The 23,413-nt window shown below is 53.1% G+C and carries 19 protein-coding genes; 11 read left to right on the top strand and 8 right to left on the bottom strand.

All coding sequences use genetic code 11. The features are described 5' to 3' along the window. Positions 1 to 72: 72 nt before the first annotated feature. The 3 genes from KTH_RS19500 to KTH_RS19490 all read right to left on the bottom strand — a co-directional run bounded on the left by KTH_RS19500 (position 73) and on the right by KTH_RS19490 (position 3,773). Positions 73 to 1,350, bottom strand: coding sequence for a DedA family protein (locus KTH_RS19500; protein ID WP_497620586.1), 1,278 nt, complete (start codon positions 1,348 to 1,350; stop codon positions 73 to 75). A gap of 302 nt (positions 1,351 to 1,652) precedes the next feature. Next, complete coding sequence (locus KTH_RS19495; protein WP_497620584.1) at positions 1,653 to 2,666, bottom strand: dipeptide epimerase; 1,014 nt, start codon at positions 2,664 to 2,666, stop codon at positions 1,653 to 1,655. 54 nt (positions 2,667 to 2,720) lie between these two features. Then, positions 2,721 to 3,773 carry an N-acetyltransferase DgcN family protein gene (locus KTH_RS19490; protein ID WP_497620582.1) on the bottom strand — a complete coding sequence of 351 codons (1,053 nt, stop codon included), beginning with the start codon at positions 3,771 to 3,773 and terminating at the stop codon, positions 2,721 to 2,723. A gap of 286 nt (positions 3,774 to 4,059) precedes the next feature. On the opposite strand from KTH_RS19490, the gene KTH_RS19485 reads away from it, so the two are divergent. The 3 genes from KTH_RS19485 to KTH_RS19475 all read left to right on the top strand — a co-directional run bounded on the left by KTH_RS19485 (position 4,060) and on the right by KTH_RS19475 (position 6,591). Then, on the top strand, positions 4,060 to 5,340 hold the full coding sequence (locus KTH_RS19485) for a carbohydrate kinase family protein (RefSeq protein ID WP_497620580.1): 1,281 nt from the start codon (positions 4,060 to 4,062) through the stop codon (positions 5,338 to 5,340). A gap of 175 nt (positions 5,341 to 5,515) precedes the next feature. Further along, entirely contained in the window at positions 5,516 to 5,980 is a 465-nt protein-coding gene (locus tag KTH_RS19480) for a hypothetical protein (RefSeq protein ID WP_111319174.1), read from the top strand. Positions 5,981 to 5,988: 8 nt separating this feature from the next. After that, positions 5,989 to 6,591: a molybdenum cofactor guanylyltransferase gene (locus KTH_RS19475; RefSeq protein ID WP_111319172.1), complete on the top strand. Its 603-nt coding sequence runs from the start codon at positions 5,989 to 5,991 to the stop codon at positions 6,589 to 6,591. Positions 6,592 to 6,597: 6 nt separating this feature from the next. Here KTH_RS19475 and fni read toward each other — a convergent pair whose 3' ends face one another. The 3 genes from fni to purB all read right to left on the bottom strand — a co-directional run bounded on the left by fni (position 6,598) and on the right by purB (position 10,818). After that, positions 6,598 to 7,743 carry a type 2 isopentenyl-diphosphate Delta-isomerase gene (gene fni / locus KTH_RS19470; protein ID WP_497620578.1) on the bottom strand — a complete coding sequence of 382 codons (1,146 nt, stop codon included), beginning with the start codon at positions 7,741 to 7,743 and terminating at the stop codon, positions 6,598 to 6,600. After that, positions 7,740 to 9,293 (bottom strand): MptA/MptB family glycosyltransferase, encoded by a 1,554-nt coding sequence (locus tag KTH_RS19465; RefSeq protein WP_497620576.1) that lies wholly within the window; start codon positions 9,291 to 9,293, stop codon positions 7,740 to 7,742. The genes fni and KTH_RS19465 overlap by 4 nt, the downstream gene beginning before the upstream one ends. A 211-nt stretch (positions 9,294 to 9,504) precedes the next feature. After that, positions 9,505 to 10,818, bottom strand: a complete 1,314-nt coding sequence (gene purB, locus KTH_RS19460) for an adenylosuccinate lyase (RefSeq protein WP_111319166.1) — start codon at positions 10,816 to 10,818, stop codon at positions 9,505 to 9,507. A 490-nt stretch (positions 10,819 to 11,308) separates the two neighbouring features. Between purB and KTH_RS19455 the strand changes: the two genes are divergently transcribed. From KTH_RS19455 to KTH_RS19435, 5 genes are all read left to right on the top strand, one after another. Beyond that, positions 11,309 to 13,558, top strand: a complete 2,250-nt coding sequence (locus tag KTH_RS19455; protein WP_111319164.1) for a serine/threonine protein kinase — start codon at positions 11,309 to 11,311, stop codon at positions 13,556 to 13,558. Positions 13,559 to 13,882: 324 nt separating this feature from the next. Then, on the top strand, positions 13,883 to 14,092 hold the full coding sequence (gene rpmE / locus KTH_RS19450; RefSeq protein WP_111319162.1) for a 50S ribosomal protein L31: 210 nt from the start codon (positions 13,883 to 13,885) through the stop codon (positions 14,090 to 14,092). A gap of 119 nt (positions 14,093 to 14,211) precedes the next feature. Further along, on the top strand, positions 14,212 to 15,639 hold the full coding sequence (locus tag KTH_RS19445) for an MGDG synthase family glycosyltransferase (RefSeq protein ID WP_246046319.1): 1,428 nt from the start codon (positions 14,212 to 14,214) through the stop codon (positions 15,637 to 15,639). 92 nt (positions 15,640 to 15,731) lie between these two features. Then, positions 15,732 to 16,700, top strand: coding sequence for a DUF1385 domain-containing protein (locus KTH_RS19440; protein ID WP_111319160.1), 969 nt, complete (start codon positions 15,732 to 15,734; stop codon positions 16,698 to 16,700). 23 nt (positions 16,701 to 16,723) lie between these two features. Beyond that, the gene (locus tag KTH_RS19435) at positions 16,724 to 17,431 is read left to right on the top strand and encodes a protein-tyrosine phosphatase family protein (protein ID WP_170142342.1); all 708 of its coding nucleotides are present in this window, start codon (positions 16,724 to 16,726) and stop codon (positions 17,429 to 17,431) included. Here the strand turns inward: KTH_RS19435 and KTH_RS19430 are convergent. Beyond that, positions 17,386 to 18,258, bottom strand: coding sequence for a Cof-type HAD-IIB family hydrolase (locus tag KTH_RS19430; RefSeq protein ID WP_170142341.1), 873 nt, complete (start codon positions 18,256 to 18,258; stop codon positions 17,386 to 17,388). The genes KTH_RS19435 and KTH_RS19430 overlap by 46 nt on opposite strands. A 213-nt stretch (positions 18,259 to 18,471) precedes the next feature. Between KTH_RS19430 and KTH_RS19425 the strand changes: the two genes are divergently transcribed. Together KTH_RS19425 and KTH_RS19420 are read left to right on the top strand one after the other, a co-directional pair. Further along, positions 18,472 to 19,902: an HD domain-containing protein gene (locus KTH_RS19425; RefSeq protein ID WP_497620571.1), complete on the top strand. Its 1,431-nt coding sequence runs from the start codon at positions 18,472 to 18,474 to the stop codon at positions 19,900 to 19,902. 114 nt (positions 19,903 to 20,016) lie between these two features. Beyond that, positions 20,017 to 20,739: a hypothetical protein gene (locus KTH_RS19420; protein ID WP_111319152.1), complete on the top strand. Its 723-nt coding sequence runs from the start codon at positions 20,017 to 20,019 to the stop codon at positions 20,737 to 20,739. Here the strand turns inward: KTH_RS19420 and KTH_RS19415 are convergent. Beyond that, positions 20,736 to 21,794: a tetratricopeptide repeat protein gene (locus tag KTH_RS19415; RefSeq protein ID WP_111319150.1), complete on the bottom strand. Its 1,059-nt coding sequence runs from the start codon at positions 21,792 to 21,794 to the stop codon at positions 20,736 to 20,738. The genes KTH_RS19420 and KTH_RS19415 overlap by 4 nt on opposite strands. A 258-nt stretch (positions 21,795 to 22,052) precedes the next feature. Between KTH_RS19415 and KTH_RS19410 the strand changes: the two genes are divergently transcribed. Continuing rightward, positions 22,053 to 23,399: a S1C family serine protease gene (locus tag KTH_RS19410; RefSeq protein ID WP_170142340.1), complete on the top strand. Its 1,347-nt coding sequence runs from the start codon at positions 22,053 to 22,055 to the stop codon at positions 23,397 to 23,399. Positions 23,400 to 23,413 lie beyond the last annotated feature (14 nt).

Below are 23,413 nucleotides of genomic sequence, written 5' to 3'. Positions count from 1 at the left end.
ACTAGAGAGAAGAGCGAGTCACCCGGTGAAAAGGGTGGCTCGCTCTCTCTGTCTGTCTTATCTGGCTTATGGCTAGAGGGGTTTCCAGGGGTTTTGTTGTTGTCCCTGTTGTGGCGCTGTCCAGGGACGCTGTACAACCGTAGCCTCATTCCCGTTTGCGGCGGGCTGTTGCTGCTGAGGCGTAAAGGGCGAATTGCCTATGCCCGGCATTGACGGAACGTGTGGCATAAAGCCTTGCTGTTGTGGTTGGACCTGCGGCATGCTGCCTTGCTGTTGTGGTTGGACCTGCGGCATGCTGCCTTGCTGTTGTACAGGTGCTCCCGACTGTGGCTGGAAAGGAGGTCCCGGACGGCGAATCACTGTCGCATCAGGATCGGCGTTCTGCTGTTGCGGTTGCCCCCATACCGGTTGCTGACCCCATGCGGGCTGCTGAGGCTGTTGTGCATTCCATGCAGGTTGCGCTTGTTGACCCCATGCAGGTTGTTGCGGTGTGGAATGGCGTACCACTGTGACATCTGGTGAGGAGCCCTGCGGTGCGCCTGAGAACGCCGCCTGACCCCATGCAGGTTGCTGCTGTGGTTGTCCCCATGCAGGTTGTTGTTGCTGAGGTTGTTGCGCATTCCAGGCGGGCTGCTGCTGAGGCTGTTGTGCATTCCAGGCGGGCTGCCCTGTGCCGGGAACTTCAGGGGACCAGTTCTGTGCGGTAACCTGTGCCTCGGTTTCCTCGGGTTCCGGCTTCTCACGCATCTGCAAAACGAGACGCCAGATATAGATAATTGCAAGAATAGCCACACAGCCACCGAGGATGTATTTGCCCCATCCTCCCATGATGTGGTCAATCTGGGTGTAGTTTTCTTTGAGGGCGTAGCCGCCAAAAGTCAGACCGATATTCCAGAGAGATGTGCCAAGCAGGGTCAGGAGCAGAAATGGGACGATTTTTACTTCAGCAACGCCTGCCGGGAGTGAGACCAGAGAGCGAATACCGGGAATGAAGCGACAGAAGAAGACGACCCAGATGCCATATTTGTCGAACCAGGCATCCGCTTTGCGAATATCCTTCCCGGAGACAGTAAGCCAGCGACCGTATTTATTAGCAAACTTCACGAGTCGCGCGGTACCGACGAATTTCCCCAGATAGTAGAAGACAATGGCACCGGCCATTGAGCCAATTGTTCCCGCTAAGGCAACAAAGACGGCATCCAGGGGATTCTTGGCGATAGATCCTCCCCACGGCATGATGACTTCTGAGGGGATGGGTGGAAAGAGCACCTCCAGAAACATAAGTATGCCTATACCGGGGTACCCGAGGGCCTCAAATGTTTTAACGAGGCCATCAATGATCTGGCTCATGAAGTGAGTTATCCTTTCACTTTGTCAGGGCTTTAAGCTGAAATGTGTGTATGTTCAAGGCGATTGAGTGTAAAAAGGCATAGTTTTTTTTATTTTATAGACGATGCAAACTCAGATAAGTTGTTTCTCATGGGAAAGATGGTAAAAATACCATTATTCTCCGGTGCTTTCCCGAAAATTGTACCATAGATTATCTTAAATCCAGATGAATCGAGAGAATAGATAGCTATAAAGGTTAGGGATAGCTCTATGAGTGGGGGAGAAGAGAGGCATTGCAGGAATGAACCTCTCTTCTGTTATTCTCAGTTTCGTGGGGTGACGCCCAATCCGGGAGCATCCGGGAGGATAAGCTTGCCGTGCTCGACTTTGACACCACTATAGGGATCGTTCTTGATCAAGAGATGTCCATCCAGATCGGCGTAATCAACCAGCGGGGTGAGGTGAGCGGCTGCCGTGATCGCAAGCGAGCTTTCGATCATACAACCAATCATGACCCGCAGATTGTGTGCTCGTGCAGTATGAATCATCTTCAGGGCGTTGCGCAAACCGCCACATTTCATTAGCTTTATGTTAATCCCATCAACACAATCAGCAACGACTGGAATGTCATCGACGGTGACGCAGCTCTCATCGGCAATGATGGGCAGGGGCACATTGTCGCGAATCAGCTTGAGCCCTTTCAGGTCGTGGGCTGGAACCGGTTGCTCGACGAATTCAACATTCAGGTCTGCGAATTGCTGAATCTTCTCAATGGCCTCTTTTGGGGTCCAGCCACAGTTTGCATCAACGCGGATCACCGCTGACGAGACTTCGCGAATCGCCCGGAGGTTGTCCAGGTCGTTCTTTGTCCCTACCTTGATTTTCAGAATGGGATAGTCTTTGGCGGCCAGCGCTTTCTTTGCCATCTCAGCGGGGGTATCGATGCCAATCGTAAAGGAGGTCAGCGGTGTGTGTTCTGGATTCAGGCCGAGCAGCCGATAGACCGGGATGTTCAGTATTTTGCCGATGAGATCATAGAGAGCCATATCAATCGCTGCTTTCGCGGCTGGATTACGCCCTATCGCTTTCTCAACATCGTGCAGGATCGTATCAAGCAGGAATGGATCTTCGCCCAGATGGTCTGCAAAGCGCTCAACACAGGCGAGCACGGTTTCCTGAATTTCGCCATAATAGCGACTGGGGGCCGCTTCACCATAGCCGGTAATGGTATTATGAGTTATCTGGACGACAACGTTTGTCGCAACATGCTGAACCGAACGTGCAATCCGAAATGGGGTTTCTAGATCGAGATTCATGGGCCTGGCGTCAATATGCATCTTGTGGCTTCCTCCTTAAATAAGACCAGCGCGTGGCTGGCGGTACGGTCGAACTCAAGCATTGAAATGGCGCTGAATGGCATCAACTAGCGGATCTGCACCAAAGCGGAGAACATCAACAGTGGGCAGGCCGGTTTCCTGCTCAATACGTTGTATCTCGGCGCGGGCTTCCGCTTCAGAAAGATGATGGGTGAGCAATGAAATACCAACCACTTTGCTGTTATGGTGAGGATGGAGCCAGTTGACAACGTCTTCGTTCATCCGAATCATCTCGGGAAGAGATGGGAGCGGACAATGTTGATAGCCGTCAATGGTTGTGGCTCCGGCAATATGGCAGAAGATCATCGCATCGGGAAGTGTTCCGTGTAACAGGCCTAATGTAACCGGGGAATAGCCGGGGTGATTGAGGGCCCCCTGTCCCTCAACAAAGACCCAATCATATTTCTCACAGAAGTCCAGCACCATTTCTTCGACCATTCCAGCTAGAAAATCACAGATGATATGGTCGATAGGCAGTCCGTTCCCTGAGATCATGATTCCGGTCTGGCCTGTGGCGACAAAGGCGCTGTTCAGGCCCCGCTGGCGGGCTGTTTGCTCGAGTTCCAGCATGGTGGTCATTTTCCCGGTTGAGCAATCGGAGCCGACCGCGAGAATAGTATGGCTACCAGCGCGGTGCGGAGTATAGTTCGCAACAACCTTTTTCTCTGGTGGGCGGCGTACATCATAGAGCATGACGCCATGCTTTTCGGCTGCCTGACGGAGCTCTTCATCATCGGATAGGAAGAAATGGAGCCCGCTGACGATGTTCATTCCCGCCTCGATTGCTGTGAGCAACTGCCAGCGCCATGCTGCCGGCAGATTCCCGCCACGTGGAGCGATACCGATAAGCAACGTATCTGGCTGATAGGGGAGGGCTTCACGAATGTCTCGAACAATTGGTATCCCTGTACCGAAGTTTGTTTGCAGTGCTTGCGCAACATCCTGACCAGCTTTGGTGCTGTCAATGACAGCAACAACTGTATCCTTGCTATAGCGGATGACACCTACTGCTGTTTTCGCTGCATGAAACTGAAAGGAGCCCTCTGCAAGAATAACGATTCTGCTCATAATAGCCCAACCTCGCAATACTCGAAGATGCTCTGTCATTTCAGGATGAATTGACAGAACGATCCGCTGACCGACAAATAGTATCTCTTATTATATAACCTGAAAACGGGCTTGTAGGGCCTGATTTTTCGTATGCAGGATTGGAGGTACGCTTGCTTGCTTCGAGAGGAAGGGCGCTTCTGCAAAAAGGAAGCTGATTATCTGTATAGTTTGAGAAACGTGATAGAAATAACCACGTACTATGTAAAGGGGAGATCGGGGAGAAATCTTCTAGAAGGAATAGCATATGAGGGAGCAGAAAGGATTGACTGAGTACAGCAACGGAGTTGATACCGCGATGAAGCATTTTTCGTCGTATGACGATCAAATCCCGATAAAGATGGAGGCCATTGTTGCAGGTCCCATCAGCCTGCATATTCAACCTCGATTCGGGGAACAAGCAGGCGTATCCAGGAAAATGTTCGAGGCCGAACAGGTGGCCTTGACGGCTGCTGGCTCTGCCTTTCATACCGGGGTGGCGCTGCAAAAGCTTGGCATTGGCACCGGTTTAATGGGAAAGGTCGGTGATGATGATTTCGGGCGTATACTCTTACAGGCGCTTGAGCCCTATGGCCCGATTCTGACCGAGAGCATGATCATTGCGGCGGGAGAGGCCAGCTCATGTGCAATTGTCGTGGAGAAGCCCGGGAGAGAGCACACGGTCATCTATTCACCTGGTTGTAATAAGACATTCAGTGTCAATGATATTCGTTATCGGCTGTTGGAAAATATCGCGCTCTTTCATGTTGCCACTCCTGCTCTGTTACCATGCATGTATCAAAACAATGGAGAAGGGCTGCTTGCGCTGATGCAGCAGGCGAAGGAGCGTGGTGTGACCACCTCGCTGGATCTCTCGTTCCCCACGCTCCTCGGGGTCAAGCCGGAGTGGAACGAGATGTTATCGGCTGTTCTACCGTCTGTAGATGTGGTGCTGGTAAATGTGGAGACGCTGCTATTTCTGTTGCGACGTCCACTGTATGAGAAGTTTACAGCCCGCGCCAATAAGATTAAGCCTGTAGACCGGGTTTCGCCTGAACTGGTTTCTACCCTTGCCCGAACCTTGATGGAGATGGGCCCAAAGATGGTCGGACTGAAGCTCGGGCATCGTGGCTTTTATCTGCGTACGGCCAGCTTTGCTTTGCTGGAACAGATGGGGCGGGCGCAGCCTTCGGGACTGGTGAATTGGGCGGATCGCGAGATCTGGGCTCCCTGTTTTAAGGTGGATGTGACAAGTACCACTGGAGCCGGGGACACCGCGCTTGCAGGCTTTTTGCTCGGGTTGCTGCGGGGAATGTCTCCAGTGGCGGCGCTTTCGGCGGCGTGTGCGGTCGGAGCGAGCAGCGTTGAGGCGCCAGATGCGTTAAGTGGTGTGCGAAGCTGGCCGGAAATCATGGAGCGGCTGGCGGCTGGATGGCCGCGTCTGTTGCCCGGGAAGAAGGTGCGGACTCCACTGGATATGGAAGCCTTTAAGTGGCGTTGGTCTGAAACAGACGAGGTCTGGCTTGGTCCTGAAGACAGCCGTTATTAGCTGTGAAATCGTGAGCGGGAAGGCGTCAGAAAATCGTATCTACAGCAGAGTGCATCTGATGCGCTTTCCCTGCTCTGACAGAGCATGCGCCTACTGGACTCTAACAGGCAGACATGATATCATTATCTGCAACCGTATGGCGTGGATGCACGGTATTTAAAGGAGTTGATTTTTCATGCAGTTTGACTTATTGCGCTGGCTCTTCCAGGACCCTGCTACAGCCGGTGCTGATGCGGGTTTATCAGGGTCTGAGCCGTTCCATTTTCTCTGGCCCTGGGTTATTTTTTGTGGTTTAGGACTCCTTGTCTGGTTTTACTATACAGTTGAGGGCCGGAAACGTTTTGTGAAAGGCAAACCGATTGCAAAGCGCATGCTTGATCGCTTCCTCGGCTGGCTTGCTGTGCTCTGTCTGGTTGGCTTTGTCTTTATCTTTGCTCGTGTCGCGATGGACTCAAGTCTGTTCGCCTGGCGTTTCTGGCGGTATCTCTGGGGGCTTGGCCTGCTTACCTGGGCTGTTGTCTGGGTTGTCTATCTCATCAAGCGCTATCCGAAGGAGCGGGCGAATATGGAGGCATGGAATCGCAGACAGCAGTATATACCGGCAGGGAAACGGAAGAAGGCAAAGGCAGGTAGCAGGTAGAACAGAGCATGAACAGCGCTGCGGGTATTATTCTCACAGGCGGACGAAGCAGGAGAATGGGACGCGAGAAGGGGCTTTTACCGCTCCCCGGCAATGAGCAGTATACGTTCGTTGAACGCCTCAGCCTGACCCTCTCCTCTCAGTGTAGCGAAGTGATTCTCGTTGCCCGCGACAGGGAGCAGGCACGCCTGTATCAGATGCCGAATGTGCGCACTGTCGTTGATGTGGTGCCAGATGTTGGGCCACTGATGGGTCTCTACAGTGGCTTACGGGCCATGCAGGCAACGCATGCACTGGTAACGGCAGTTGATATGCCGCTGGTACAGCCTGCGATCATTCACTATTTATTGGCTTTCCCTCAGGATGATACCTTGCTTGTTCCCGTTGTGAAGAATATCCCGCAGGTCTTGTTCGCTGTGTATCCGCGAACGGTTCTTCCCCTGATCGAACAGCGTTTACAGGAAGGGAGACGCGACCCTCGCTCCCTGCTGACGCTTGCCCGAGTCCGTTATATAGAAGAAGCGCAACTGCGACTGATTGAACCGCAGTTGCGTTCATTTCTCAATGTGAACACTCCTGAAGAGTTGGCTGCCCTTCAACAGCCCTCCTGATACAGGTTATGCTTCTGGCTGTGTGGCTTGAAACCGACGCCAGCGGCGCTGTGCCAGCCCCTTGATTTCATTCTCAAAGCCGCGAACGGTGAGCCACTCACGCGTCTCTCCAAGCAGCACCACATCGACCTCGCGCATTTGGGCGATGGAGGCGGCTCCGCTCAACTGCATCGCTATTTTGAGCTCCTGAATAAAGCGTTCCAGCCATTCCTGAACGGCCTCATAGCTCTGGCTGGCTGCCTTCAGGAATGGCAGACCAACACCGACCAGCGTAGCTCCGAGTGCCAGCGCTCGCGCCATATCCAGTCCGGTGCGTATGCCCCCGGTCGCGATTAAGGGGACGCGTGCGCTGGATGCCTCCACAATGGCAATCGGTGTCGCGATCCCCCAGTTTTGATAGAGCAGCCCGAGATTCATTGCGGCTGTGTTCCCATGTGAGCGGGCCCGCATCGCTTCCAGCGCTGGCATACTGCTGCCGCCTGCTCCTCCGACGTCGATTGCCGCGATGCCGTAGGAGCGGAACAGGAGCGCCTGTTCCCGGCAGATGCCTGCGCCGGTTTCTTTGGCGATCACTGGCAGTGGAAGCTGTTTGGTCAATGCTTGAAGTGAGCTGGCGATTCCGACGGCTCGTCGATCTCCCTCGGGCTGCGTGGCCTCCTGAAGGCTGTTCAGATGGACTGCAAGGGCATTGGCTCCAATCATGGAGATCGCGCGTTGTATCTGCTCAAGCGTAAAAGCCGGATGGCCTTCCTGCGCGATAAGCTGCGGTGCGCCGATATTGGCAATGAGAAACGCGTGGGGGGCCTGTTGCCGGGTAATAGCAAAGCTTCCTTCAACCTCAGCGTTGACAAGGGCGGCTCTCTGGCTGCCAACTCCTAGCGCCAGGCCGTATTCTTCGGCTGCTCTGGCAAGATTGCGGTTGATGGTGGTCACGTCGGGATGGCCGCCGGTCAACGAAGAGATAAAGATAGGGTAGCGGAGCCGCTGCCCGAGAAACTCGACTGACATATCAATGGCGTCAAGGTTCACCTCTGGTAGCGACTGATGCACAAAATGCACATCATTCCAGTTGGCGCGTTGCGGGACGGCTACATCTTCTTCCAGTGCAATCTTGACATGCTCTAATTTGCGCTGTTTGACTTCATCGGTCATGAGCGTGTAATCCTTTCTTTGTGCTTGCGACGGAGGAGCGAGACAAGTAGATAGGCAAGCGGAATACCAAAGATAAGCGCTGTCTGATATGGAGCGATCGGATCACTCTGAAAACCGATAAACGCGTAAATGAAGAGCGAGGTGAAGGTCAACCCCAGTATTGTACTGGAAAAGGTGTCCAGCTTCTGAAAAGGGAGCATCCAGAAAAACCAGAGGGTGTACCAGGGCCAGAACCAACCGGAAACGAGTACAAGATACCAGAGAGCGGAGGTATACCAGCTCTTGAACAGGGTAAAGATACCTGCTTTGTTGAGATATGCTGCTCGTACCTGCCCAAAGCACGAGCCATAAATCAAGACAAAGATAATGGTTGCAGAAGCTCGGAGCGTCATATCTGCGGAAATGACCGGGTTGATATATTTAGGAATATGCGCCACTTGAGCAAAAAAAGAGAAGAGCGCACGCAACGGGATTGCCAGTACACCAATTGGTGAGTGCACAAAGTGTTGCATGTCGATCGCCGATGTAATGGCAAAAAAGGTGACGGCCCCTTTCCAGAATGGGAGAAAGAGGCAGAATGCCGGAAGAAGAACGAGCACCAGGCGGCGGCAGAATGCCAGAAATGCCTGTAGTAGCACACGCTCGTGTCGGACATCAAACCAGAGAAAAAGGGGGGCCAGCAACAGGGCAATCAGGTTCGTGCTGATTGCCAGCCCAAAAATGAGAAAGGCCGCTATACATGGAACGATGCGCTCTTTATAGGTGTAGCAATAGACGGCAAGGAGCAGAAGCAATAAAAGGAGTCCCTCACTATGTCCGTTCCCTGCTAACTCGATCAGCACCAGAGGATTCCAGGCATAGAGAAGCGTGCCCGAGAACTGCCTTCTGGGCATGATCCTGCCAAGAATGGTCCAGACAAGCAGTGTGTTCAGCAGGTGCATGAGCAGTGCAAAGCCTTTAAAGAGCAAAAGGCTGACAGCCGGATTGTCACTGAGAAGAGAGAGCAGAGCAGAAATACAGAACCAGAGGGGACCGTAAATGTTGGCGATATTCCGCCCGGAAATCACCCAATGGATATAGGGATCGTAGGGCAATTGGGCCGGAAGCGTGTTATAGGGATCAAGCCCGTAGACCGTGATAATTCTTCCGGCAATCATATATGTAAACACATCATCCGAGAACAGCTTCGGCAAAAAGAGCAGAGTGACACCAAAAAGGGCGGTGCTTCCTGATAGCAGGAGCAGCGGATGCCGCAGGATCTCCCCCGCGTGTCGACTCAGCAAGAGGGCTAACAGATACAGGAAGATCAGCCCGAGAAGAGTACCGCCGAACAGGAGTGAAGGCAGGAATGAGGCGCTTGTGTGAAGCAGTCCTGCGAGTTGTTGATAGGGAGCTAGAAGCCAGGAAAGCTGTTCGAGCAGGGGAGTTGCACGAAGGTGCAGCACGGAGAAGGGAACCAGTGCAAGAAGCAAAAACCAGAGAAGTTCTATACCAAGCGCCAGCACGCAAAAGAAAAGGAGCTGACGTCCTGATTTTTTGTTTTTAAGCATTGATGTTGCTTGAGTTTGTACTGAAATAGCCAAAATGAAAGCAATCCTTCATCAAAAACTGGGGAAAAAAGACGGTAACTTCCTGCTCTGAAAGCATCACCCGGGGGCATGCTTTCACGAGAGTGAACCATCTTCCTCCTACTATCCTACCACTATATAGTATGTCGAATAGCAGAAAGGTTCTATAACAGGAAGCTACCGTTGTAGAAAGCTATTCCAGTCCAACGCGTTTGAAGGATGTATCGATATATTTGAGATAGAAATCTGTGTTGGTTAGCTCTTCAAGCTCAGCGCGGCTGAGGTGCTGCGTTACTTCAGCGTCGTTGCTGAGCTCGTTCAGCAATGCCGGACCCTGAATCGGGCCCTGGCTTGCCTGTGCCCAGACCTTTTTGGCGTTGCGCTGGACCATTTTATAGGCTTCCTGTCTGCCTACACCCTTGTCAATCAATGCCAGCAGAATGCGCTGTGAGAAGACCAGGCCGCCCGTCATATTCAGATTGGCCTTCATGCGCTCTTCGTCTACCTGGAGTCCTTCAATCACGTTAGTGAAGATGGACAGCAAATAATGCAGGAGGATACAGGCATCGGGAATGATAATGCGCTCGGCGGACGAATGGCTGATATCCCGCTCGTGCCAGAGGGCAACATTTTCCATTGCTGTGACCGAGTAGCCTCGCAGAACACGTGCCAGACCACAAATACGCTCACACAGTTCAGGATTGCGCTTGTGAGGCATTGCAGAGGACCCCTGCTGACCGGAGCCGAAGGGCTCGAAGGCTTCGCTGAGCTCGGTTCGCTGAAGGTGTCGGATCTCCTGTGCCATTTTTTCCAGCGAACTGCCAAGCAGGGCTAGCGTGGTGAGGAAGTGGGCGTGACGATCACGCTGGACAACCTGATTGGAGATCGGAGCCACACCCAGACCAAGCTTTTCGCAGACAAATTCCTCGATCTGTGGTGGGATCGTGGCGTGTGTGCCAACCGCACCGGAGATCTTGCCGACACTGACCTGTTCCAGAGCAGCGGCCAGACGCTTTTGATGGCGTCGCAGCTCATCCATCCAGAGCGCAAGCTTCAGACCAAAGGTGATGGGCTCGGCGTGAATGCCGTGTGTGCGACCTGCCATCAGGGTGTATTTATATTTCTTCGCTGCTTCACCAACGGCTGCGGTCAGTTTGGAGAGTGCAGCGGTCAAGACCTGTCCGGCCTCCTTGATCTGGACGGCCAGCCCGGTATCAAGTACATCGGAAGAGGTCAGGCCGAGGTGGATAAAGCGACCTTCGGGCCCGAGCTGCTCTTGAATGGAGCGAAGGAACGAAATAACATCGTGGTGTGTTTCCTTCTCGATCTCCTGCATGCGCTTTTCATTATAGCGTGCTTGCCGGATCTTCTCCATTGCTTCGGGGGGAATGACACCTTCACGGGTCCAGCCCTCACAGACGAGGAGCTCGACTTCAAGCCATTTATCGGTTTTATGTTTGTTGGTCCAGAGGTTTGCCATTTCTGGCAGTGAGTAACGCTCGATCATTGCTTTCTGTGTATCCTCAATCAATGGTTGTAGAGATCAATAAAGAGAAAAGCCGCGAGAGTGGTTCTGCCTGGCGACACCAGGGTGCTCACATCACAGCAGAACGCACAACACAATCAGGGTGTGCCGATAAGATTGTAGCATCTTGTTAGTACTATTGTCACCTGGAACGTGTTGTTCCATCGTGGAGGGGCGCGATTCTGCGAGGGGGTCGGGCCTCGCTGGCCGGGATGGTATAGGCAATTTGTCCTGTTTCTCTGGTTATTCGTTCCTCTACTTCCTAGAATTCTTGTGTTACATACTTCCTTGTGATATTCTCGCTTTATCTATGAGGCCAGATATCCTTACACTTTTTCTCTAAAAATCGTGTTTCTTTCGGGGTGAAAGAGAGATACGTGTCTCTCTATCGATGGCTCATGGGATGTGCAGGGAAGTGAGACCTGAATATTGTTTCAGTAGCGCCTCAGGGAGCATGAAAGAGGTGTAAAGCGTGAGCTCAAATGTGCAGCAAATTGGCAAATACAGGCTATTGGAAAGTCTGGGGAAAGGGGGGACAAGCGAGACCTGGAAGGCATTCGATGGGCAAAAAAGACAGCATGTCATTGTCAAGCAGCTACAGGCTGAGGTTGATAATCCAACTGCTTTTGTGCAGACAACCGACATACTCAAGGCCTTATATCATCCGAACGTGATCCCGCTGCGTGAGGGGATTCTTGAAAACGCCGGGGCGTATATGGTCAGAGAGTTTGTGACCGGAAAGACGTTGGCGCACATCCTGCAGCAGAAACGGCAAGCCAGAGAGACCTTTTCGGCGCAGGAAATCGTCGAGATTTTTTATCCTGTCGCTCAGGCTGTTGAGTATGCACATCGAAGCCGGATCATTCATGGAGGTTTAAAGCCATCTAATATTTTTCTTCGTCAGCCTGACGGACGCGGCGGAAGTTACTCGGGTGAGGTGGTTGTAACCGACTTCGGGGCATGGCAACTACTCGGCAATCCCGCAAACGCGCAGCATCGCCTCTCTTTGACCGCAATGACGTATATCTCGCCAGAGCAGGCATGGGGAAATCCGGGCCGACCAAGCAGTGATATTTACGCGCTCGGTGTGATTCTCTATGAGATTTGTGCTGGAACGGTGCCATTTCAGGGCAATCGACCGGTCGCGCTCTTGATGCAGCATGCCAATAAAGCCCCGGTTCCGCTTCGGGCGATCAATCCGCATATCTCTGAGAGGCTGGAAGCAGTGATTATGAACTGTCTGGAAAAAGATGCTTCCAGGCGCTTTCAGAGTGCACCAGAACTGGTCTCGGCGCTGGCAGATGCGCTACAGGTTCCGCTACCAGAGAACACAACGCCGTCGCTGAGTGGCAAGCAGACATCTGGTTGGCTTCAAAGCGTTCCTCGGGTGATCGATGCTACTCCCGCTCCCAAAAGGCCGGAACAGCAGCCTGCTCGTACAGTAGCATCTGACGTGCGGAGTCAATCAGGGCTACCGGCAGACCATAGGCGTAACGAGAATGTTTCACAGAAAAGCGATCAGGTGCAAGCGCTTTCGGAGATGCTGGCCTCCCGGCAGGAACGACAGCGCCGGCAGCAAAAATTGATCGTGACCGTGAGCGCTCTGCTGGCTTTGACACTGGTGCTTGGCATTGTGTTGACTCTGACCCTGACTCTCTCAATGCGCTCCGAGCCGAAGGTGCTCGGCTACGCTTCCTTTAGTAGCAGCCACCTGTTTGAGGTGAAAAAGGATGGGCGCGGCAATAATGATCAGATGACAGTCACGCTCTCTAATCTGGAAAAGCAGCCCGCGGCTGGCTCTAGCTTCTATGCATGGTTACTTCCAGATAAAGGGATGAGCCTGGCATCTGCTCTGCTCCTGGGCAAACTTCAGCTTGGAGATGACGGCAAGGCGACGCTCTTCTATCAGGATAAGCAGCAGACGAACCTGTTCTTGCGCATGAGTCGGCTGGTTGTGACTGAGGAACCGGATCCGAGCCCTCCACAGAAGCTGACAACGGATACCAGCAAGTGGCGTTATTATGCTGAGATGCCACAGAGCGTGGGCAACGATAAAACGCTGCTCCAACAGATGCGGGCGCTGCTGGTGCAATCACCTGAATTGAAGACATATGGCATTGAGGCAGGCCTGAGCGGCCAGATGCTTCAGAATATGCAGAACCTCTTTGCCCTTTCGACTCACATCTATAGTGTACAGCTTGATGGCACTCAGGCAACATCCTGGGATCCAACGTCTCTGCGCCAGGAACTGGCAAAGCTGCTGATCTATCTGGAAGGCTATGAGCAGGGAACAAAGGATGCATCACCCATCTCGGTAACGCTTTCGGAGAGTGAAAAGCAGGCGACACAACTGGGTTTGGTGAGTGGTTCAAAGAATTATCTGGGCCTGCTTGAGCAGCATCTTGAGAATATGAGGCAGTCACCTAACCTGCTTCAGGAACATCAGGAAAAGCTATCAACGCTGAGGCAAGAGGTGAAGGTCCAGCGTCAGTGGCTGATGCAGATACTTAATGATGCCAAGCAGGCGGTCAAGATGAGTGATAAGCAGCTCACTTCAACCGGCGTCTTTGTGGATATTGCCCGCTATGGCTCGTATGCCTATACGGGTTGTGTGGAGGAAAAAAACAACCAGAAGCAGCCCGGCTTCGTAGAGATATATGTACAGACGCAGGACCTTGCTGCCTTACCACTGCTCTCGTATGCCGCAGGAAGTGAGAAATAGTGCGCTGAGGCAGGTGGGTTAGTAATGTCGGCATAAAACAGTGTCGTCGCGTGTTATTTATGATAGAATATGACGGGCTGCTAAGAAATGAAAAAAGGATGGGACCCGTCAATTGCGGGTCCCTCTGTATGTAGATATGGAAGGCCGGAGCGGCGGGTCAGGGCAATCCCCCCCTTAAAGGAAACCGCAAGCACATCTTGACGAAGCAAGACCATGCATGTACAATCTTGTCACTGTGTTGTGTGTGGGGGGAACCTGCCGGAAAGCACAGCCTTCCCGGACACCTAGTAATCATTGATTAGAAATTGGGAGAGACCAATCACTATGAAACAGGGAATTCATCCGAACTACGTTGAAGCCACAGTGAGCTGTGCCTGTGGAAATAGCTTTAAGACGATGAGCATTAAGCCCGTCCTGAAAGTTGATGTTTGCTCTGCTTGTCACCCGTTCTTCACCGGGCAGCAGCGTATTCTTGACTCGGCAGGGCGCGTTGAGCGTTTCCGCAAGCGCTTCAATCTTGAAGACGAGAAATAGGCTTTTGAGCGTATGCAACGGGATAAAGGATGGCTCAGGCACTCCTTTATCCCTTTTTTCAGTTTGAGCCCAATGGATAGATATGAGAGATCCATGAGATACATAAGGGACTACAGGGGGTGAATATTCTGGTGAATGCAAAGCAGCGCACTATCTTATTCCTGATTGCTGATACGGGCGCGGGACATCGTAGCGCGGCGAACGCGATCAGAAATGCCTTACACCTCATCTCTCAGCAAGAGCAGGACGAGTGGCTGCAACGCTCTGATGCGGAGGCCGGGAGTGAGGAGAAGCAGGCGCCACCACCACATTACAACGTCGAAATCGTTGATGTGTTTGAGGAATACAGCCGTTTCCCGCTGCGTGAGTTTGTCAAACTCTATGGGCCTGCGATTCGTTATAATCCCAAACTGTACGGCGATGTATTTCATTTAAGCAATCGCGTTGGAACGGTAACCGCAGTCAATACCATGACGACGCCCTTACTGCTGAACGGCTTGAAGCGGCTTATCATCAGTGTACAGCCTGATATCATTGTTTCTATCCATCCGATGATTAATCATGTGACAATTCGTGCCTTGCGTTCGCTTGGCTTGAAGATCCCGTTTTTAACTGTGGTCACGGATCTGGTTTCTGTACACCATTTCTGGCTGGCTGAGGGCGCTGACGGCTATATTCTGCCAACGGAAGAGGCAAAAAAGCTCTATCTGGAACGTGGGCTTGATCCGAAGCGAATGCATGTGTTAGGCATGCCTATTGACCCGAAATTTTCGCGCCCGATTGCAAGTAAAGAAGAGCTGCGTCAGAAGTTTGGCCTGACGCCGGGGTTGCCTGTGATTCTGCTTGTTGGTGGTGGTGATGGTGCGGGAGGACTGCAAACTGCGGTCAAGGCAATTTCTCAGGCTCGTCTTCCCGTGCAATTACTGGTCGTGACTGGACGAAATAAGCGTCTGTATGCCAATTTACAGCGCACGCGCACGCGTTTGCACGTTCCGGCGCAGATCTTTGGCTTTGTTGATAATATGCCTGAGCTGATGCACGCTGCCGATGTCCTGATTACGAAGGCTGGACCGGGAACGATCTGTGAAGCGCTGGCCTGTAATCTGCCCCTGATCCTCAGCGGCTATGTGCCCGGGCAGGAAGAGGGGAATGTTGATTTTGTGGTACAGAATGGGGTTGGTGTCCTGGCGCTTGATCCGCGCACGCTGGTGAATGAACTGCGCAAGTTGATTAAGCCCGGCTCAAAAGTGCTACAGCAGCGCCTGGAGAACGCGAAGGCCCTGAGCCGTCCAGAAGCGTCATTTGATATTGCACGGTGCATCCTGAGTTATATTCCTGCGAATCAGGAGATGGACCCCTGGGAGTCCCCGCAGTGGTTACGACGGCAGCGGCATCTGACGGAGCGCTTGCGTTCGGCTGTGCGCCTGCGTCCTTTGTCTGCGCGTTTCCCTCACACTCTTCTAAAGAACCCTGCGACACGCCGTTCTACACAGACACATGATTTATCGGATATCAGTGATGTCTGGGAAACAAATAAGCGCAAGTAAAGGCGCTTGTTGAGAGAGCATCTCTATCCTTTTCCATCGCGCCTGATACAATTTGAAAAGGGAGCAATGCCGGGTGAAGGAGCTTTTAACGCATGGCTAAATTCTATTATGGTGGGCAGGCAGTTATTGAAGGTGTCATGATGCGCGGGCAGAACTCGCTCGCTGTCGCTATTCGAAAACCGGATCAGAACATTTATGTCTACGAGGAGAAGCTGACACCAAAGATCTATCAGAATAAGCTCTTCCGTCTGCCCTTTTTACGTGGCATGATCCTGATGTGGGAGGTTCTGGGCCTGGGATCTCGGATCCTGACCCTTTCCGCCAATGTTGCGACGGGCGCGCTGGACCCTGATGCACCGAAGGAGACCACCGAAAAAGGCGAGAAGCCGGAAATGATTGGCGGTGCTGGTATGGTCGGTTCCTTGCTGGTCTCTCTCTCGATTGCTGTTGCGGTCTTCTTTGTCGGACCGATGCTGGTAGCGAATCTCCTTCAGCCATTGATTGGTGGCGGCTGGCTCAACTTGCTGGTTGAGGGAGGCATTCGCCTGTTGTTGTTGCTTGGCTATCTGTATTTCATCGGACGAATACCCGATATTCAGCGTGTGTTTGGCTATCATGGAGCCGAACATAAGGCAATCAATGCAATGGAGCATGGGCAGCCGCTCGACGTTGCGCATGTGCGGCAGGCGACCCGCTTGCATACTCGTTGTGGCACCGGCTTTATCCTGATAGTCGCGGTAATCTCCATTTTTGTCTTCGCACTGGTTGGTTCGCCGATCTGGCCGATTAAAATACTATCGCGTATTCTACTCGTTCCTGTTGTGGCAGGGATCGCCTATGAGGTGATGCGTCTGGGAGCGAACTTCTATCATGTACCTCTGGTGCGCTGGCTGTTGACGCCTGCTCTGGCCTTGCAAGGCTTAACGACGCGTGAGCCTGACGATGGTATGATTGAGTGCGCAATTGCCGCGCTCGAACGTGTATTACAGAGAGACAAAGAAGCGGAATCGGCTCACGATGAGGTGCCGGTCAATGATCGTCGGGTCGTAACTGAGAAGTGATGGAAAAGGATAAGCTAAGAACGATGCAATCTGAACAAGCGCCAAAACAAACATCTGAGGAAAATACTGCTGTACCATATGATTTACCTGAGCCTGTAGAGAGCGAAACCATGCTTGCGGGGTTGCGGGAGCCGCAGAAGCTTCGTTTCTCGTTTGTGCGTTGGGGAACAACGGGCATGATTCGCGTACTCTATCGGCTCTGGACACGGCTGGCGGTTCGTCTGTTTCCGGAGAACTCACCGGGCGAGCGAGTCGCCCGCGCCCTGCATGTTCCTCTGCCTGACAGCTTGAACATGAGTTGGGTCACGGATCAGCTTTCCGTGGGTGGACGCGTGCATCCGCAGGACATTCAGACGTTAGCGCGGGCTGGCGTGAATTATGTGGTAGATACCCGTTCCGAATATTGTGACGATAAAGAGGCTATGCGGGCAGTCGATATCGAACTGCTGCATTTGCCTGCCCCCGATACCTATCCGCTCAGTATAGATCAGTTGATGGAAGGGGCACGGTGGGTCAGCGAGCGCCTTGAACAGGGAGGACGCGTGCTGATCCACTGCGAACATGGCGTCGGACGCAGCGTTTTGCTGACCTGTGCCGTGCTGGTCTATCGCGGGATGAACGCATTTGAAGCGCTCAGTCTGGTGCAGCGAAAACGCTGGCAGGCCTCGCCAAACCATCGGCAGGTTCAGCGACTGCGTGAATTTGAGGCCGCCTGCCGTTCCAGAACATAGCGCTCAATCGCGAGTGCAACCCCATCCTCGGCGTTACTGGCAGTAACCGCATGGGCAACCGCCTTTACCGCTTCCGGGGCCTGCCCCATTGCCACACCCCAACCGGCTGCCTGAAGCATCTCGATATCGTTATTGTTGTCGCCGATAGCCATAACCTGTTGCATGGTGATTCCCAGATGGCGGGCCAGCGCTTCAACGCCGCTGGCTTTCGAGCAGGTCTTATGCATAATTGCCAGCTCTGCCGTCTGGTAGCTACCCAGTGGCGTGATGTTCCAGGCACAGTGCAGGGATGAGATTGCTGGAACCAGCTTCATCACCCGGTCTTCTGTGGTGAAGGCCACAATGCGCAGGGGGTCCGGTTGCCCCATGCAACAGGTCGCATGCTGGAAGCGACGAATGATGTTGATTTCGGGAAGGTATGCAAAGTATTTTGCGACATCTTCGTTATCGAAGTCCTCTGGTCCGGTCCAGGTTTCCTCAACCTGATTGGTAAAATGATGAATGACCGGTTGCACGTTGTACTCAACCAGCACATCAACAACCTGCTGTGCGATCTCGGCCTGTAGCAGATTGGTATGGAGCACATGACCATCCGGATGGTCCAGAATCAGCGCACCATCATAGAGCACAATCGGGATGTCAAGCCCGAGTTCAGTCGCGATGCTTCCCGTGCTGAGATAGCGGCGTGCCGTAGCCAGTGTGACGGTAATACCGGCTTCTCGGGCGGCACGAATCGCAGCGCGTGTGCGTGGGGAGATCTGTTTCTGGGGGTTGAGGAGTGTTCCGTCAATATCAATTGCTATCAGTCGGATATCTTGTGGTAGCATATTCATGGGCGAATGTACAGAGACCCTTTTCTACAAACAAAACAATGAGAAAGCTACTCTCATTATAAGCAGGACTGACGGAAGAGGGCCAATAGAAAGCCTACAAGTACTGGCTGCCCGCGCTTGTGAGCACGATCGTTCGGGCCGCCACGCATTTTTCAAGCAACCCCTGAAGGGATGACAATGAGAACGAGAGAAGAACAAACAGTAAATATGAGTGACGATACTGAACAGCCGCTTGCGCAGAAGCAGGAGGAAGTGATCCGCCCCGAGATGCGCTCTTTCTGGCGGGATGCGGAAGGCTGTCCGCTTCTTCCCGATATGGAGCCTGTTAGCACGGTACGTGATAGCCTCTACGATTTGATCCCGCTTGGACCCCGTGAAAGAAAACTGATCGGGACAACTCCATTTTTGCGTTTGCAGCAGGTGAAACAGCTTGGCTTTGTCTATCGTGTCTGGCCCGGTGCGACGCATACGCGCTATGAACATAGTCTGGGATGCTATCATCTGGTCGTGCGGGCGCTGCGCTCGCTGTTGTATCGGGGGGAGCATGGTGGCCTGGATGGTATCTCTGTCAGCAGCATTCGGGCGCTGGTTGTGGCGACATTGTTACACGATATTGGCCATTATCCCTATTCACATACGATTGAGGAACTGGGTCACCCGATCCTCTTGCATGAAAAGGTGGGGCGCTCGATTATTGAGAAGAGCGAAATCGCAACGATCATCGAACGCGATTATCATCTATCGCCCGAGCGTGTCGCTGACTTTGTTGACCCGCCGCGCAATCGAGAGCGCCATCCGGATGATGAGCTGTTGAGTGCGCTCCTGAGTGGGCCGCTGGACGTTGATAAGCTGGACTATCTTCCCCGAGATGCGCGAGCCTGTAATGTTCCCTACGGAGGCGTTGATGTTGCCAGGCTGATCAGTGCGTTGCGCGTTCATACCATCGATGGTATGCGGCGCATTGTCGTAACGAATAAGGGTATTAGCCCGATGCATTCACTGCTCCATGCGCGTCAGGAGATGTATGATAATATCTACTGGCACCATACGAGCCGCTCATTCCAGATGATGCTGGTCAGGGCGGTACAGGATGCACTATCGGCGGAGTGCCTGACGGCTGAAGAACTGGTTGGCCTTCATGATGCCTCTCTGCTTGAACTGCTGCAAGCTGAGACTATGCCAGAGAGTACAAGGGCGCTAGCCGTGGATCTGGACAAGCGCCGCCCGTATAAAGTGGTGCTGGAAGTCAGTCGGAAGGCGGGCCGCTTCTTTAATCGGCTGGATGCCCTCTACTGGGACGCGGAACGCCGTCGCCGGATTGAACGGGAACTGGCTGCTGCGCTCACTGAGAAGCTGGATATGAAGATCGCCGATTATGAAATCCTCTTCGATATTCCCCGCCCCGAGAAGTGGGAAATGGATCTCTATATCTCTTTTGAGCATCCCCCCGTCGGGATGAAGCCGCTTATGTCCTGGGTCGAGGTGACCGGTCTGCAACCGGATGATCTGGCGCGCTATGAGCAGCATCAGCGGCGTATTCGCGTCCTGGTAGCCGCGCATCTGCGCGAGAAGATTCAGGCGCGCAAGGATGATATCGTGCTTCCGTTGTTGGAGCAACTGGTTGCTTCTGTCCATTAAAGCGCTTTCCGCAAAGCGAGAGTCCGGTTCCGGGAGCTCTCGCTTTTTTGTTGCTGGTGAAGATTGGCAGTGATAGGACGTAATTGTTGCAGAAAGCAGCAAAGGAGTCGGACCATGAATGCAGCAGACAGACAGGAACAGCGACGGCCAGGATGCATGGCGCTTCTCTTTCGCTGGCTGCACTTTCTGGTGGTAACCACACCCGGACGGGTTGTGGTGGGTATCATCTATGTCGTAAGTGGGCTGGCGTATGGCTTCTCATCATATACAGTGCACTATCAGGCTGGTCCGTCCGGTCCCTATCATCTCCTTGTCTCGGGTGACTCCTATTATCTCTCTACTGAGTCCGAACAGAACGTCTACTATCGTGTGGCGGTGGGAGATTTTCAGCCTATGCCGCACATTCAGGCGGAGCAATGGGACAAGCCACCGATTGTGTCCTTGCTGATTGAAGATCGGGCGGAGCATTTTGAGCTCTGGCTACCGGATGGTCGCCGTTTACGCGGGAAGAGCTACCGGGTGGTGCAGTTGACGCTGAGCCCGAATGAAACCTTTACAAGCGCTACGCTGCGCCAGCACCCCGATGGCTATTCGGTGAATCGCTGGCCGCTAGGGCTTGGCTCTTTGGGATTCGGGCTGCTCTGGTGGCTCTTTGCCTCGCTCGGGTTGTTGCTGGACTGGCTGGCGAAGCGCAAGGGCCGGTACGGGGAGCTCCGCGTTTCCGAAGAAAAGGCGCTGGAACTCCTGGACAAGCAGAACAGACGAGAGGACCTCTATGTGCCGGAGCACTGGCTGAGGCGCATTCGCCGGGCGCTTCGTGATAGAGGACGGGATTAAACGGGGCGCATCGGGCGAATGCTGGCTGGTTCTCGATCCTGCAAGCGAAGCTTTTTCAGTGCCTTATCATGAAGCCGCTGCGCAGGCGGATATTGCATATCGATCTCAAGCGCCTGCTCAGAGGCCGTGAGGGCCTGCTGATATTGTTCAAGGCGGTAATGAGTATCCGCTTTCAGGGTCCAGTAGCGCACATTGGTAGGATCAAGCTGGATAAGGTTATCAATTACCTGGCTTGCCTGTGCATAGCTGCCCATGCCACGCAGTGCCCGGATAAAATGTTCCCAGGCGAACACGTGATCGGGGATGATCTGAAGCAACTGTCCGGAGATTTCCAGCAACTCGGGATAGCGCTCCAATGAGCGAAGGGCTTGAGCCAGATTCATCAGGGCAATGGTGTTGAGCGGTTCCAGCGCGAGAATGGCCTGCGCTACCTCTGCTGCTTCCGTCATGCGTCCGAGCTTGTAGAGAATCTCGCCTTTCAATTGAAGCGGGAAGATATATTCAGGGTCAAGCGCAATGCTCTGATTGAAGGCGCTCAGGGCCTCGTTCAGTCGCTGAAAGTTCATCAGGGCAACGCCCAGATTGGCCCACGCTCGTGGGTCATTTTTGCCAACTTCAACGGCGCGTTGTGCGCTGCGCAGGGCCTCTGGATATTTTTGCTGAAGCAGTTGCAGGCCACTCCGGTTAATCCATGCTAGCGGAAGAGTATTATCAAGCAGCAGCGCCTGATCATTTGCAACGGTGGCTTCAGAAAGTCGTCCGAGTTTTTGCAGTGCCCGTGCTTTAAAGGCCAGACCCTCAGGAGATGCCGGTTTCAGACGAAGATACTGCTGAGAGAGCTCTAAGAGCTGCTCGAACTGTTCTGCCTGCTCCAGAACTTTCGCGAAATAGGTATAATAGCTTTGTGTTCTATAATCATGAAAGTTCTGCTCCAGCATTCTGACCAGGCAATTTTGTGCGAGCTGCCAATCTTCTTCTGTGATATGTTGGAGAAGTTGGGCAGAAAGATCTTCAAACTCCTGGGCTGTCATTGTGTGGCGCTGCTGTTCGTTCACCGTTCCAGATAACCCCTTCCGAGAATATCAGGGAAGCTATCCCCCCTCAACAATAGTAACACTCATTATCGCATGTATACCGGGTATGAGCAAGCCTTTCTTTACATGCCATGACTATACAGATTCTTTACAATTTTCACAAGGTTTCCTGATGAGGTCCCTGTATAGTAAGTATAGAAAGTTTACAGAGGGGATAGGGATAGACGTGGTATGAGAGTGAGGATATCTGGACTTGTAAAAGGGAAGAGGAGACTGCCAATGTCTACTTTTGAACCGGACAAGGATGAATTGCAATCATATAATGCTGTTCCCAATACGCAATCAGCGGAAAAGACATCTTCTTCTGCTCCGCAGGAAGCGGGGAGCACTCCACAGGGCGACTATGGACTGTATGCAAGCCAGGGGAGCCACATGGATCAAAAGATAAGTCCGATGCAAAACGCGCAACAGACGACCGCGGAAGCCCCATACAATATGTACACTGCCCCACAGGCATATGGTGCGCCTCCGCCAAAACGCAAGCGGAAATGGGGCCTCGCGCTTCTGATCCTTTTGCTTCTGGCGCTTGTCTTTGGCGGTGGCCTGTTTGCCGGTTTGCAGGTTGCCCGTGGGGGGGTGGCAAACGAGCAGGTGACTCCTCAGCCGACCATACCGCCTCTAACAGGTACCAACATCGAACAGGTGCGTGAGGCGGCTGTTGAGAAGGTTCGCCCATCTGTGGTTCTGATTACGGCTGAGACCAGTAAAGGGACCAGTCTTGGCTCAGGGGTCATTGTGGATAAACGAGGCTATATTGTCACCAATAACCATGTCATTGAGGGTGGACGCAATTATCAGGTAACGATCAACGATGGTACCAAGCTGAACGCGCAGGTGGTAGGCACCGATTCACTTGACGATCTGGCCGTGCTGAAGGTGGAGACCAAGAAGACGCTTATTCCCGCAACACTGGGTGACTCATCAAAGCTCAGAGTAGGTCAGGAGGTGTTGGCAATTGGTAATCCTCTGGGCAATGAGCAGACCGTAACCAAAGGTATCGTAAGCGCACTCAACCGAACGGTTTCTGAGGATAATGGTTCGGGTGCGATCCTGAACGCGATTCAGACCGATGCTCCTATTAATCCTGGCAACAGCGGCGGTGCGCTGGCTGATCTTCAGGGGAATGTGGTTGGTATTCCAACGTTGACGGCGATTGATCCACAGTTTGGTACTCCGGCAAATGGTGTCGGGTTCGCGATTCCCTCAAACCGGGTGCAACAGGTCGTCAAGCAGATTATTGAGACCGGAAAGGTCACCAATAGCGGACGTGCTGCGCTTAACATTCAGGCTGCTGACGTTGATCCGTTTGTCGCGGCACAGTATAACCTTCCGGTGGACCGTGGCGTGCTGGTGGCCGAGGTCACGCAGGGTGGTGCGGCTGCAAAGGCTGGAATTCGGAACGGGGATGTGATTGTGAAGATCGATGATACAGATGTAAAGAGTCGCTCAGATCTCACCAATTACCTGTTGAACAAGAAACCAGGTGATCAGGTGACGATTGGGCTCTATCGCGGTAATCAGCAGTTGACGGTCAAGGTAACGCTGGACGAATTGAAGGCGCAATAAGAAGCGCTCATGCA

The organism is Thermosporothrix sp. COM3 (genome assembly GCF_059696735.1).
The sequence above is the reverse complement of the archived record's forward strand: the minus strand, read 5'-3'. Positions and strand labels throughout refer to the sequence as shown.